This window comes from Bombilactobacillus sp. ESL1197, assembly GCF_058107145.1.
On record NZ_JBYLTY010000002.1, the window covers coordinates 186,255 to 199,191 of the forward strand.

At 37.9% G+C, this 12,937-nt stretch carries 13 protein-coding genes; 9 read left to right on the forward strand and 4 right to left on the reverse strand.

What is annotated here, in order from left to right; all coding sequences use genetic code 11:
• Positions 1–263 precede the first annotated feature (263 nt).
• The 3 genes from AC3B6B_RS06545 to AC3B6B_RS06555 all read left to right on the forward strand — a co-directional run bounded on the left by AC3B6B_RS06545 (position 264) and on the right by AC3B6B_RS06555 (position 2,210).
• Positions 264–1,112, forward strand: a complete 849-nt coding sequence (locus AC3B6B_RS06545; protein ID WP_489757887.1) for a hypothetical protein — start codon at positions 264–266, stop codon at positions 1,110–1,112.
• A 99-nt stretch (positions 1,113–1,211) separates the two neighbouring features.
• Positions 1,212–1,505 carry a DUF4176 domain-containing protein gene (locus tag AC3B6B_RS06550; protein WP_489757888.1) on the forward strand — a complete coding sequence of 98 codons (294 nt, stop codon included), beginning with the start codon at positions 1,212–1,214 and terminating at the stop codon, positions 1,503–1,505.
• 21 nt (positions 1,506–1,526) lie between these two features.
• The gene (locus AC3B6B_RS06555; RefSeq protein WP_489757889.1) at positions 1,527–2,210 is read left to right on the forward strand and encodes a DUF975 family protein; all 684 of its coding nucleotides are present in this window, start codon (positions 1,527–1,529) and stop codon (positions 2,208–2,210) included.
• 71 nt (positions 2,211–2,281) lie between these two features.
• Here AC3B6B_RS06555 and AC3B6B_RS06560 read toward each other — a convergent pair whose 3' ends face one another.
• The 4 genes from AC3B6B_RS06560 to AC3B6B_RS06575 form a co-directional block, all read right to left on the reverse strand.
• Positions 2,282–2,899 carry a copper homeostasis protein CutC gene (locus AC3B6B_RS06560; protein WP_489757890.1) on the reverse strand — a complete coding sequence of 206 codons (618 nt, stop codon included), beginning with the start codon at positions 2,897–2,899 and terminating at the stop codon, positions 2,282–2,284.
• Positions 2,900–3,030: 131 nt separating this feature from the next.
• Positions 3,031–4,968, reverse strand: a complete 1,938-nt coding sequence (locus tag AC3B6B_RS06565; RefSeq protein WP_489757891.1) for a PTS fructose transporter subunit IIABC — start codon at positions 4,966–4,968, stop codon at positions 3,031–3,033.
• Positions 4,969–4,985: 17 nt separating this feature from the next.
• Positions 4,986–5,903 carry a 1-phosphofructokinase gene (gene pfkB / locus AC3B6B_RS06570; RefSeq protein WP_489757892.1) on the reverse strand — a complete coding sequence of 306 codons (918 nt, stop codon included), beginning with the start codon at positions 5,901–5,903 and terminating at the stop codon, positions 4,986–4,988.
• On the reverse strand, positions 5,900–6,658 hold the full coding sequence (locus AC3B6B_RS06575) for a DeoR/GlpR family DNA-binding transcription regulator (RefSeq protein ID WP_489757893.1): 759 nt from the start codon (positions 6,656–6,658) through the stop codon (positions 5,900–5,902). The genes pfkB and AC3B6B_RS06575 overlap by 4 nt, the downstream gene beginning before the upstream one ends.
• Before the next feature lie 175 nt (positions 6,659–6,833).
• On the opposite strand from AC3B6B_RS06575, the gene obgE reads away from it, so the two are divergent.
• The 6 genes from obgE (at position 6,834) to AC3B6B_RS06605 (ending at position 12,923) form a co-directional block, all read left to right on the forward strand.
• Positions 6,834–8,117, forward strand: coding sequence for a GTPase ObgE (obgE, locus tag AC3B6B_RS06580; protein WP_489757894.1), 1,284 nt, complete (start codon positions 6,834–6,836; stop codon positions 8,115–8,117).
• A gap of 52 nt (positions 8,118–8,169) precedes the next feature.
• On the forward strand, positions 8,170–10,050 hold the full coding sequence (locus AC3B6B_RS06585) for an acyltransferase family protein (protein WP_489757895.1): 1,881 nt from the start codon (positions 8,170–8,172) through the stop codon (positions 10,048–10,050).
• 17 nt (positions 10,051–10,067) lie between these two features.
• Positions 10,068–11,015, forward strand: coding sequence for a ribonuclease Z (gene rnz, locus AC3B6B_RS06590; protein WP_489757896.1), 948 nt, complete (start codon positions 10,068–10,070; stop codon positions 11,013–11,015).
• Positions 11,012–11,818, forward strand: a complete 807-nt coding sequence (locus tag AC3B6B_RS06595; RefSeq protein ID WP_489757897.1) for an SDR family NAD(P)-dependent oxidoreductase — start codon at positions 11,012–11,014, stop codon at positions 11,816–11,818. Before rnz ends, AC3B6B_RS06595 begins: the two co-directional genes overlap by 4 nt.
• Before the next feature lie 143 nt (positions 11,819–11,961).
• A complete protein-coding gene (rpmF, locus tag AC3B6B_RS06600; RefSeq protein ID WP_489757898.1) occupies positions 11,962–12,144 on the forward strand; it encodes a 50S ribosomal protein L32 in 183 nt (60 codons plus the stop codon).
• Between the two features lie 65 nt (positions 12,145–12,209).
• Positions 12,210–12,923, forward strand: a complete 714-nt coding sequence (locus tag AC3B6B_RS06605; RefSeq protein WP_489757899.1) for a hypothetical protein — start codon at positions 12,210–12,212, stop codon at positions 12,921–12,923.
• Positions 12,924–12,937 lie beyond the last annotated feature (14 nt).

The following is a 12,937-nucleotide window of genomic DNA, read 5'->3' on the forward strand; positions in this document are numbered from 1 at the left end:
TGTAATTTTTGGAGAACTCTATCTAATTTTGGTATATGCACCTTTAAAACTATTTTTGCCATTATATTATCTTTACAAATATCAATCCGAATATGAAGCAGAATATCATGTTAGTTTTGGTAAAAATAGGCACACTAAATGATAGTAGAACTTTGATTACATTTAACAACATTTTTTTAAATAAATCTTAGTTATTTTCAGTGATAATTCCGCTGTTAAGTAGTTGTCTGATTCATTAGATAGTAAAGGTTAATTACAAAAATATGGAAAATTATAAAATTACGAATGCTTCATTTGAGGAAAGCGTTAAGCTGGTTAACAGAGAAATGTATACTTTTTTTGATAGAGCTCAAAATAAGTCGATTTTTAAACAAAGTTGCTCCGAAATATATTCAATGTTTATTATAGATGCTATGATATTAACTTTTATTTCAATTATGGGATCATCAAGTAAATTAATAGATAAGACTGCCTTATCTGTAAGAAATATTTTACTGTTATTGGCTTTTATGCTAATTATTTTTGTATTGATGTTTTTTAACGGATTAATTTTTAAAAGCTGGTTGATAGAAAGATTAATCGTCAATGTTTGGATCATGATTATTTTTGGCTATTTTTGTTTGTTAGTTATAGTAGATAGTTTTGATAAATTATCAAACTACAATGTTGTTAACCAGATATTTTGTTACATTGTTTATTTAATGTCAGCAATTCTACCAGCTATTAATGCCATGGATGAATATTACGAATTAAAAAGAATAATGTCAGGTTCTTTAGTTACAAATTATGTACGTGAATACAATACTCTATTTGGAAAAATAAAGAATTTATTAAAGCGTTGGTGCCATTGTGGTATTACTATCTTTTTGGTATTAGCTGCATTTAAAATAATAAAATTAATAATTATTAAATATGCATTCAATGTAAGTAGTTTTTCGTTAGATTTTTTTTCTGTTATATTTTCACCACTATTAATTTATCTAATTATAGATTTTCTTTTTATGGGATTACCAATAAATATGGTTTTACCACTATATTATCTTTATAAATATCAATCCGAATATGAAGCGGAGTACCATGTTAGCTTTGGACGTAAAAAACGAATTAAATAACTTAATGATTGCCGACTTCAGCGAAAGAAGGTGATATTAATTTTCAAATAATCAGTTTTAAAATCAATTAAAAATTATTGTAGGGGAATAAATAATTATATGGAAAATAAAGAGTTGTTACCTTTAGGGTCATTGGTTTATCTTAAAGAGGGTACTAAAAAAATGATGATTATTGGTCGAGGCGTTATGTACCAAGATGAAACAACGCAAAGTGAGCAGTTTGTTGATTATCTTGGGTGTGGTTATCCCGAAGGAGTTGATCCAAAACAAACATTTTTCTTTAATCGTGAAGACATTGACCGAGTTATTTTTAAAGGCTTCAGTGATGAAGATGAGGTACGCTTTAATCAAGTTTATCAAGAGTGGGAAAAAGAAATTGCATTGGAAGATTAAAATTTTAGGGGAGAAACTTTTATGAACAGAAAAGAGATCAAGCAAAGTGCGAAGAGTAAATTAAATCTTCACTTTAGTTTTTTTCTACAAATGTTTTTATTAACGTTGTTTTTTTATTTAGCTTTGGTAATTCTGAATACTGTCCGCACTTTATCAGGCAATCGTCCAGTTAGTACATTAATGATGTGTTCAGTATTAATAGTTTTTATTGGTTATCAAGTTTTTAATTTGAGTAGTAGCTTGGCGGCAGTTGATGTGATGAGAAATGATGCCCCACTAACCAAGCCATTTACTAAATCTTTGGTGCTATTTGAACGGGGCGAAACTTTTATCGGTAGTTTGCTAGTGTCTATTTTGGCTGGAATTTGGATATGTTTGTGGTCATTGTTACTGATTGTCCCTGGAATTATGAAAGCGATTAGCTATTCACAAGCAGTTTATATTTATCGGGATAGTGTCCAAAATAATAAGCCTGTTAAATATCGTGAAGCAATTACTTTGAGTCGTCAGATGATGAAAGGTCATTGTTGGGAGTATTTTGTTTTTAGCTTGAGTTTTATTGGGTACGAAATGCTGGTGTCTATCACTGTGGGCTTAGCCGGAATTTGGGTCTTTCCCTATCGGACATTGGCTGAAGCCAACTTTTATGTCCGGTTGTGTCAAGTTCAAGAACAGTCCAGTCAAGATATTGTTCCAGCTGGTTAAGAATAACGGTCCTCAAATAAAAGTAGTGATTGAGTCAAATTTGGACACCAATGCTGCTTTTTTATTTTGCCTTACACAATTCTTGAACCATGCGCTTGTTCGACACCTAATAAGTGGGTAATATCTTGAACATTACTGTGAGTAACGCCGCCGCCTGGTAAAATTTCAATGCGGCCGTTGGCATATTCGATTAATTCTTGTAAGTGTTTAATATTTAATGGTTTGTTTAATGGACCACCATGCGTTAAAATTCGTTGAAAATTATGCTGAATCAACCAGTCCATGGCAGCTGGTTGATTTTTAATGTCGTCAAAGGCCATATGAAAGACCTTAATAAGTGGTAAAGTACCCAAAACATATTCTAAAGCAGCAGTATTAATTTGCTTTCCAGAAGTTAAAGTTCCCACGGCCACACCATCGGCACCAGCTTGAGCAATTAATTGGGCGTCTTCATGCATAATTTTTAACTCAGCGGCGTTATAGATGAAATTTCGTCCGCGGGGCCGTAACATGACGATGACGGGAATTCGATATTGGTGGGCATATTCAACGGTTGCTTTGATAACGCCTAAGCTAGGAGTGATGCCACCTTGGGCGAGATCGGCATTTAATTCAATGCGTTTGGCACCGCGCTTAATTACTTTGGGAACTTGTGAAAATTCTCCAACACAAGCTTCTAAAATCATCATTATCACCTCTTAATCAAATTTGATTGTTAAATTAATTATACAAAAAAGATGGGATCAAACGAAACTTTTAATAATTTGATTTGTTATACAAAAAAAGCCCGCATCATAATGGCGGACTTTTCCAAGAAAATTTATTTTGCTTCAGCTTTTTTGAGTGCAGGTTTCCAAATACCGTAAATTAAACCGGCAATGACTGCTCCAATCACGACTGATAACAAGAATAACCATGGTTTATTGGATAATGGTGAAACGAAAATTCCACCGTGCGGTGCGGGAACGTTAACGCCCCAGAATTGAGTTAAACCACCACCAATAGCGGCACCGATCACACTTGGAACGATAACGTGCAATGGATCACCGGCAGCAAAAGGAATGGCACCTTCGGTAATAAAAGCAGCACCTAAAATATAGTTACTCATAGCCGCTTGATGCTCTTGTTCGGTAAACTTGTTTTTCCAAATGGTTGCAGCTAAGGCAATTGCCAATGGTGGAATCATTCCACCAGCCATTACGGCAGCCATTAAAGCACCATCTTTAGTATTAGTAAAAATACCAATTGCAAAGGCATAAGCAGCTTTGTTGAAAGGACCACCCATATCTAAAGACATCATTCCAGCAAGTAAGGCTCCTAATAAGACAGCATTACCAGTACCCATGTGAGTTAAGAAATCAGTAATGGCTTGGTTAACCACGGCAAAGACTGGGTCAACAGCAAAGTACATAATGGCGCCGACAATTAGTAAACCAAAGACCGGATATAACAGCATTGGTTTCATACCTTCAAGTGACTTAGGCACAAATTTGAAGACTTTCTTCATGCCAACAACTACCCAACCAGCTAAGAAACCACCGATTAAACCACCAATGAAGCCGGCAGGGCTAGATGAATGAACAAAACTAGCACTAGCTTGTGAAGCCATAAAACCAGCTACAAAACCAGGCATTAAAGCTGGTAAGTCAGCCATTGAAACGGCAATATAAGCTGCTAAAACTGGAATTAAAAAGTTAAAGGCGTAATTACCGATACTATTAAAGAATAGGAAACTTGTTGATTTGGGACCAGCCATGTTTTCCAATAGGAAAGAAATGGCCATTAAGATTCCGCCACCAACCACGAATGGTAACATATGGGAGATACCATTCATTAAGTCAGCGTAAATGCGCGACCACATGGACTTACCTTCAACTTCGCCGTCGCTACTATCAGCTTCATCCGGATTAGCATGGTAAGTGGGAGCATTACCGGCTTCGATTTTTTGGATCAATTCTTCCGGTTTATTAATACCGTCAATGACAGGTCGGTTGATTAATTTCTTACCGTCAAACCGTGCCATCTCAACTTTTTTATCGGCAGTAATCACGACGCCATCCGCGCGTTTGATTTCAGCCGGCGTTAATTTATTCTTGACACCTTCGGAACCATTAGTTTCGACTTTAATGTCGACTCCTAATTTTTCGGCGGCTTCTTTTAAACCAGCTTCTGCCATGTAGGTGTGGGCAATTCCGTTAGGGCAAGCAGAAACTGCCACGATATAGCCCCGGTCAGTATTAGTTGTCTGACTAGCAGCTTGCTGGGCCTTTTTTTCTTGTTGCGCTTTTTCTTTTGCTTCTTTTTGTGCTTGCGCTTGGTCAAATAATTCTTGAACTTGTTCTGGAGTTGTTGCTTCTTTTAGAGCAGCGACTAACTTAGGATCAATCAATAAGGCTGATAAAGCGGCTAAAGCTTGTAAATGCAGGCTATCAGCACCATCGGGAGCAGCAATCATAAAGAACAAGTAAACTGGTTGACCATCTAAAGCGTCATAGTCAACGCCATGAGCACTTTTGGCAAACATAACTGTGGCCCGTTTGACAGCTTTATCGCGCGCATGTGGCATGGCAATGCCATCACCGATACCAGTACTGGTTTCGGCTTCACGCTTTAAAATATCCGCTTTAAATAATTTTTCATCATCGACGACGCCTTTTTGGACGTAGTTGGTGACCATTTCATCAATAGCGGCTTCTTTGGTAGTCGCCTTTAAATCCATGATCATGACGTCTTTACGTAATAATTCTTTTAAATCCATTTTAAACGCCTCACTTATTATTGAATTTGAGTAACCTGAATTTGTTGGTAAACGGCTTTGATTTTAGTAATTTGCGCTAAATCTTCACTAAATGCAGTAGCAGAACCACAAGCGGCACCGACATGAAAACTTTCTAAAACATCGTGGGTCTTCATATAAGTACCAACAAAACCAGCAATCATTGAATCACCTGCACCAACCGAATTTTTCACGATGTCTTTAGGTGCGTTACATTGATAGGCAGCATCTGGTGTCACTAATAAGGCTCCATCACCAGCCATCGAAACCAAGGCATGTTGAGCACCTTGAGTTAACAGCTTACGAGCCGCCTGAATGATATCGTTTAAATCATGGAAACTAGTTTGAAACAATTCAGCCAATTCGTGATGATTTGGTTTAATTACTAACGGATGAAAGGCTAAGGTATCCAGTAAGGCTTGACCAGTAGTGTCGATGACAAATTCTGCACCATTAGCAGTAACTTGCTGAGCAATGTCTAAATAAAATTGTTGGTCTAAACCTGGTGGGGTGCTACCGGCCATAATAACCACGTCGCCTTGTTTTGTTTGGGCGATTTTTTGTAATAAACTAGCTTTTTCTCCAGGGGTGATTTGTGGACCGCGGCCATTGATTTCGGTTTCTTCTTGATCGGCCTTGATCTTGACATTAATGCGGGTATCGCCGTGAACTTGGGTAAAATCAGTCACGACAGCAGCTTTTTTGAGCAGTTGCGTAAGCAAATCTCCCGTTGCACCACCAATAAAGCCTAAAGCCGTTGATGACAGTTGTAACTCTTGCAAAATCCGTGAAACGTTGATCCCCTTGCCGCCAGGCAATTTAACGTCATTTTCTACTCGATTGACTTCACCTAAAGTCATTTTTGATAACTGCAAAACATAATCAATCGATGGATTTGCAGTAAGGGTATAGATCATTGCAGGACCTCCATTATTTTAGTATATGAGGTAAGGTGCTGACTAATATCAGCAGCTAGATGATCAGTAATTAAAATAGCGTCATCTAATTTAGCAAATTTACTAAAACGCGTTTGCTGATATTTGGAATTATCTGCTAAGACGTAAGTCTGATCAGATTGTCGAACAGCTGCCTGCTTGACTAATGATTCTTCAGGATCAGGCGTCGTAAAACCATGTTGGACATCAAAGCCATTAGTGCCTAAAAAAGCTTGATCTAAATGGCAATCACTCAAATATTGTGTTACATGTTGACCAACAGTGGCTTTAGTAGAGCTTCTTAAAAAGCCCCCCAGCATGATAGTGTGCAATTGTTGATCCGCTAATAAAGCAGCGTTGTCGACACTATTAGTTAAGACCAATAAATCCTTTTTATGTGCTAAAAAAGGGATCATGGCATTAGTTGTAGTTCCAGAATCTAAAAAAATAACTTCATGATCGTGAACTAAATTAGCAGCAGCCTTTGCAATTGCTCGTTTTTCAGGCAAAGCCATGGTAGCTCTTAAAGCTACTTTGGGTTCTGCGAGCAATGAGGAATTGATTTTTTTGGCACCACCATGAATCCGTGATAATAGTTTCTGATCTTCTAGCTCATACAAATCACGACGAATGGTTGATTCTGAGGCGCCAGTTAGGTTAACTAGGTCATGCACTGTGACAATATTTTTTTGTTGTAATTGGTTTAAAATAATTTGCCGTCGACGTTCTGTAATCACTTACATCTTACCTCCATACAAATATCATACTCTGTTTTTTGTCAAAATCAATCATAACCATTCAAAAACAATCAAAATCGTCAAAAAAACGTCATTATTATTCTCAAGGAACAACCACTTTTTCCAGTAAACTATGTTAAAATTAGTGTTTGATAAGAGTTTTGCGGAGGTTTTCATGTTTATAGATAATGTCAAAATAACAGTTAAAGCAGGAGCCGGTGGCGACGGTGCTGTTGCTTTTCGACACGAAAAATACGTCGCTAAAGGTGGCCCTTACGGCGGTGACGGTGGTGAGGGTGGCAATATTATTTTAAAAGTAGATACCGGTTTAAGAACCTTGATGGATTTTCGCTATCAACACCAATTTAAAGCCCCAGCTGGCGGAAACGGCATGACTAAGGCAATGCATGGAGCTAATGCACAGGATGTTTATGTTAGTGTTCCTCCTGGGACGACAGTTAGTGATGTTGAAACGGGAGAAATTTTGGGTGATTTGGTATCCGATCAGCAGGAATTAATTGTTGCTCACGGTGGTCACGGAGGACGAGGTAATATTCATTTTGCTACGTCTCGCTATACCGCTCCGGAAATTGCGGAAAATGGAACTCCTGGCGAACAACGCGTGATTCAATTAGAATTAAAATTATTAGCAGATGTGGGATTGGTTGGTTTTCCGTCAGTTGGTAAATCAACGCTATTATCAGTAGCGACAAAAGCTAAACCGAAAATTGCAGCCTATCAATTTACAACACTCAAGCCCAATCTAGGAATGGTGCGTTTAGCAGATGGTCAGGATTTTGTTTTGGCAGATTTACCCGGACTGATTACTGGCGCAGCTCAGGGTGTGGGGCTGGGTTTTCAATTTTTGCGGCACATTGAACGAACGCGAGTCATTTTACACTTAATTGATATGGATCCGAATAATGGTCGTGATCCCGTAACAGATTATCAACAAATTAATGAAGAATTAAAACAATATGATCCTAAATTATTGCAGCGTCCGCAGATAATTGTGGCAACTAAGATGGATTTACCGGGAGCAAATGATCGGTTACAGAAATTTAAACAAACATTGCAAATTGAACAAGTTTTTGAAATTTCTAGTGTAACGCACACAGGAGTGCAACAATTATTGCAAAAAACTGCTCAAGTTTTAGCTACTGCGCCTGATTTTACTGCTGCATTACCAGAAAAATCGACACCGGAAAAGAAGACCTATAAGTATCAAGCTGCACCGGCCGATGACATTCAGATTGAGCAAGTTGACGAACATACTTTTGTGGTCACTAGTGCAGCGGTAAGTTCTTTATTACAACGTAGTAACTTGAACTATCAAGATGGCATAATGCGTTTTGCACGCAAACTCAAACGGATGGGTGTTGACGAGGCATTAACTAATGCAGGAACGCAAGTGGGCGATACTGTAGTAATTGATGACTTTGAATTTGAGTTTATGTAATCAACAGACTATCGCAATATAATAAGTTGGAGTGTTAGACGTAGTGGAGCAAATGGAGAAAAGCCGACGTTACATTACCGGATTTGACGGTTTGAGAACGCTAGGTGTTGTTGGAGTTATTTTGTATCATTTAAATCCTGAAGTGTTTTCAGGAGGTTACTTAGGAGTTCCGATTTTTTTAGTTTTATCAGGTTATTTAATTACAGATCAAATTTTACGTTCTTTGAGGGACCAAGGTCATTTTAACTTGGGCAAATACTACTTTAAAAGAATACGACGATTATATCCCGGATTATTGATGATGCTATTTAGTGCAAGTGCCTATATTGCATTTTTTCAAAAAAATCTCTTAAAAAATTTACGAGCTATTTTTACCACTAATGTGTTGAATGTTTATAACTTTTGGCAAATCGCACACGGTCAATCTTATTTTGAACGTTTTGCGAATAATGAATCACCATTTACGCATATGTGGACTTTATCAATTCAAGGGCAATTCTATTTGTTATGGCCGTTGATTATCTTAATTTTATTACGTTTTTTATCGGCTAAAAAAGTTTTATTGGTGACTTTGGTGTTAACGATAGTGTCTGCGGGATTAATGGCCTTGTTATATAATCCCCATGCTGATCCAAGTCGGATTTATTATGGCACTGATACTCGCTTGTTCTCGATTTTATTAGGCTGTGCGTTAGCATTTATTTGGCCCAGCAATCGACTGCGTCAAGATGTGCGGCAATTTGATCGTCAGCTGTTAAATGTTGGTGGTGCGATTTGTTTAGCATTGATGCTCTTTTTTATTTTTAAAATGAAAGCCACCGACGCTTTTACTTATCGAGGTGGCATGTTTCTCTTTTCGATCTTGACTACGATTTTAGTCGCAATTGTGGCGCATCCGGCAGCTATTTGGAATAAATTATTAACTAATCCGCTGTTTGCTTGGATTGGGAAACTCAGCTTTGGTTTGTATCTATACCAATTTCCGGTGATGATTTTTTTTGAATCTAAGTTTACTAACGTGGCAGATCATCGCTTTTTATACCCAGTTATCGAAATTGTATTAATCTTTTTAGTTAGTTTGATTTCTTATTATTTTGTTGAGCGCCCATTAAGTACCTATGGCCGCAAGTCACAGCACAAAAAGCAACGTTCTGTCAAAGTGGTCGGCACCGTATTAGTGCTAGCGGCAGTTGTGACTGGTAGTTGGGGACTTTTCCAAGATAATGGACAAGCTAGTGATGCTAATCATAGTCAGTTAGCACAAAAAATTAAGCATAATCATCAAATTAATAAGCAACACAATCAGCAAGTTTTGCATGACTTGAAGAAGAAACCAACCGTGAAACATAATCAACAACAGGTTCAAAAATGGCAAAGTTTGGCAAAGAGTCATCCAGTTAATTCTAAATACCAAAAACTGGGGATTACGCAGTTTGATTTACAAAGAGCGCAAGACCTATCAGCGTTAGCAATTGGCGATTCAGTGATGGTAGATGGTTCAAACGGACTGCGAGCAATTTTTCCCAAAATGTTAATTAATGCTGACGTGAGCCGCGGCATTGATGTGGCAATTGATTTATTACAAAAATATAAAGCAGAGGCGGCTTTGCCACAAACGATCTTAATTGGAATGGGGACTAACGGGGCTATTAGCTCTCAACAAGTTCAGCAAGTGATGCAGTTAGCTGGTAAGCAGCGCCAAGTTTTTTGGATTAATGTTCATGTCCCCACTCGCTCATGGGAAAAACCAGTTAATCAAGTCCTTAAAAAGGCAGCTCACGACTATTCTAATTTGACAGTTATTAATTGGTATGCAACTAGTCAACATCATCCTAATTGGTTTTATGATGATCAGGTGCATACTAATGACCAAGGATCGGTTTATTATAGTCTGCTGATTGCGCAAGAAATTTTGAAGCATACGAAATATTAAAACATGGAAGAGTAAATATGGAATTAGAATTTTTAGGAACAGGTGCGGGAGTTCCTTCTAAGGGAAGAAACTTGTCTAGCTTGGCGTTGAAATTATTAAATGAACGCAATGAAGTATGGTTATTTGACGCTGGTGAAGGAACACAACAGCAAATTTTGGCTACAACCATTCGACCACGTAAAATTAATAAAATTTTTATTACGCATTTGCACGGCGACCATATTTTTGGTTTGCCGGGGCTATTGTCTTCACGTTCTTTTCAAGGTGGTGACCAACCATTAGATCTTTATGGTCCTGTCGGCTTGAAAGAATATGTGCAAACTAGTTTGCGCTTATCAGATAGCCATTTAGGCTATACCATTAATTATCATGAAATTAAAGATGCAGGGGTCGTTTTTGAAGATAATACTTTTAAAGTTACCTGTCAGAAACTAGATCACCGAATTTTGTGCTATGGTTATCGTGTTGAAGAAAAGCCGCATGTTGGGGAATTATTGGTTGATCGTTTGGCGGAATATCACTTGCCTAATGGGCCTATTTGGGGGCAACTAAAGCGCGGGGAACAAGTGGAACTTGCTGATGGTACCATTTTAAATGGGGCAGATTTTATTGGTCCAAGTCAACCAGGCAGAGTAGTTGCGATTATTGGTGATACGCGTTATTGTCAAGCAAGCATTAAATTGGCCAAAAATGCTGATGTATTAGTACATGAGAGTACTTTAGCTGGCCATGAAAAAAAATTGGCACGCCAGCATTTTCATTCAACTAGTGCTCAGGCAGCACAAATTGCCCGGGCGGCTCATGTTAATCAATTGTTGTTGAATCATATTTCAGCACGTTACGTTGGTAATAAGTTTTATGAACTTTTACATGATGCTCGGCAAATTTTTCCTAATTCTTATGTAGTTAAAGATTTTGATCGCTTTGAAATTAAATTACATCACCCAGAGGAGACGTCAGCATGAACATAGCGGCCTTACAACATTTGCAAAGTCAAACAGTCATTATTACTGGAGCATCATCAGGGATTGGTCAACAATTGGCTTGGCAATTAGCACATAAAAACGCTAATTTAATCTTAATCGCGCGCAATGAAGAAAAATTAGCGCGCATTACCCGTCAATGTCAAGCGCTAACTAGTGGCTTTGTCGAAAGCTACAGCTTAGACGTGAGCATTGCCAAGCATGTGGAACGTACTTTAGAGCAGATTTTTGCGCGCCATCAACAAATTGAGATTCTGATTAATGCAGCAGGGTTTGGCGATTTTTCTCAATTTAATACTACAGAATACCCACTCTGGAACAAAATGTTAAAGGTCAATGTTTTAGGCACAATGCTTTTGACCCGTTATGTAGCAGAACACATGATGCAGCAACGTCTAGGACAGATTATTAATTTGGGGTCGATGGGTGGTAAAATTCCCACACCCAAATCAGCTGTCTATGCAGCGACTAAAGCAGCGGTCATTGCTTTTTCTGACAGTTTACGCTTGGAACTTCGTCCTTTTAATATTCAGGTGACAACGGTTAATCCAGGGCCAGTGGCCACGAATTTTTTTAAGATTGCTGATCACACAGGTAATTACTTAAAGTCGGTAGGTGCTATTAAATTAGATCCACAAAAGTTGGCACAAGCTATTATTCATTGTATCGGCCGACCGGTGCGAGAATTGAATCGGCCACGCATCATGCAATTAGGTTATGTAGCTTATCAATTGGCGCCACATCTAGGCGATATGTTGACGCAAAAATTAGGCAATAAAAAGTAACTTGTGACTAAAACTCGGGAAAAATAAGTAAAAGGACTTGCCCTCTATCTGAAATGATAGTAACATGAATAAGTAATTACGAATGTTATTTGATTTTAAATATATTTGTAGAAGCAAGTTTAATCAAAGGAGAGTTATTAAATATGGCAGTTCCAGCAAGAAAAACTTCTAAACAAAAGAAGCGCCAACGTCGGGGTCATATCAAGTTGAGTCAACCTAATATTCAATTTGATCCCACGACTGGTGAATATCGTATGAACCATCATGTTTCACCAAAAGGTTATTACAAAGGCAAACAAGTAGTAACAAGTAATCAAGCAAATTAATTATAATTATTTCAAGGCAGATTAATTCGGTTAGTCTGTCTTAAATTTTATTCAGGTGATAATTCATGAAAAGATGGTTATGGCTCATTATTCTTCCCTTGTTATTAGGCTTAACTGCCTGTTCTAATCATAATTATCTCAAAACTAGTCGGGAAAGTTACCCGGTAAATGTGATGCAAGCCACGATTAAAGGTCACGTTCCTCGACAAGCTAAAATTAGTTACCGTGTAGGGACTCAAAGTTCTTGGCATGCAGTAACTAATCAACAAGGTAATTTTGTGATTAACGTCTGGGGCACTAAACACCAACAAAAAGTAACATTGCGGAGTCGCTTACAGGGACAAACAGTGACTAAACAAGTACCTGTTCAAGCAATGAAATCTTTGGGAAATTATGCGCAGTTTGCTCAAAAATATAATATGATGATGCGTCAAAGGGTGTTACCACTAACAATGACCAATACGATTACTGATCTGCTCCACACGCCACAGCAAACATTGCGGGCTAGTGTCCAAGATCAACAATTAATGGGGTTGACCTTAATTGCACCCTTGCAAAACTTGAAAAAGCCCAAAGATTTGCAATCATTGGTACAATCGTTAATGATTATCTGTACTTTATCAGGGGCTAATGGCCGTCAAGTATTGAAACAAATGCAACATGAATTAACAAAAACGCGTAGTCAACAAACTACTTTTAAGGCCATTCATTCGCAACATCGGGTATTAAAAATGGCATTGTCACAAAAGCAAGTCTATTTTTACCTAACGGCTGAATAGTTAACTAGCTGGCA

Coding starts and splice junctions, on each gene's coding strand:
- AC3B6B_RS06545 (WP_489757887.1), top strand. CDS start 264: ATGGAAAATTATAAAATTACGAATGCTTCATTTGAGGAAAGCGTTAAG.
- AC3B6B_RS06550 (WP_489757888.1), top strand. CDS start 1,212: ATGGAAAATAAAGAGTTGTTACCTTTAGGGTCATTGGTTTATCTTAAA.
- AC3B6B_RS06555 (WP_489757889.1), top strand. CDS start 1,527: ATGAACAGAAAAGAGATCAAGCAAAGTGCGAAGAGTAAATTAAATCTT.
- AC3B6B_RS06560 (WP_489757890.1), bottom strand. CDS start 2,899: ATGATGATTTTAGAAGCTTGTGTTGGAGAATTTTCACAAGTTCCCAAA.
- AC3B6B_RS06565 (WP_489757891.1), bottom strand. CDS start 4,968: ATGGATTTAAAAGAATTATTACGTAAAGACGTCATGATCATGGATTTA.
- pfkB (WP_489757892.1), bottom strand. CDS start 5,903: ATGATCTATACCCTTACTGCAAATCCATCGATTGATTATGTTTTGCAG.
- obgE (WP_489757894.1), top strand. CDS start 6,834: ATGTTTATAGATAATGTCAAAATAACAGTTAAAGCAGGAGCCGGTGGC.
- AC3B6B_RS06585 (WP_489757895.1), top strand. CDS start 8,170: ATGGAGAAAAGCCGACGTTACATTACCGGATTTGACGGTTTGAGAACG.
- rnz (WP_489757896.1), top strand. CDS start 10,068: ATGGAATTAGAATTTTTAGGAACAGGTGCGGGAGTTCCTTCTAAGGGA.
- AC3B6B_RS06595 (WP_489757897.1), top strand. CDS start 11,012: ATGAACATAGCGGCCTTACAACATTTGCAAAGTCAAACAGTCATTATT.
- rpmF (WP_489757898.1), top strand. CDS start 11,962: ATGGCAGTTCCAGCAAGAAAAACTTCTAAACAAAAGAAGCGCCAACGT.
- AC3B6B_RS06605 (WP_489757899.1), top strand. CDS start 12,210: ATGAAAAGATGGTTATGGCTCATTATTCTTCCCTTGTTATTAGGCTTA.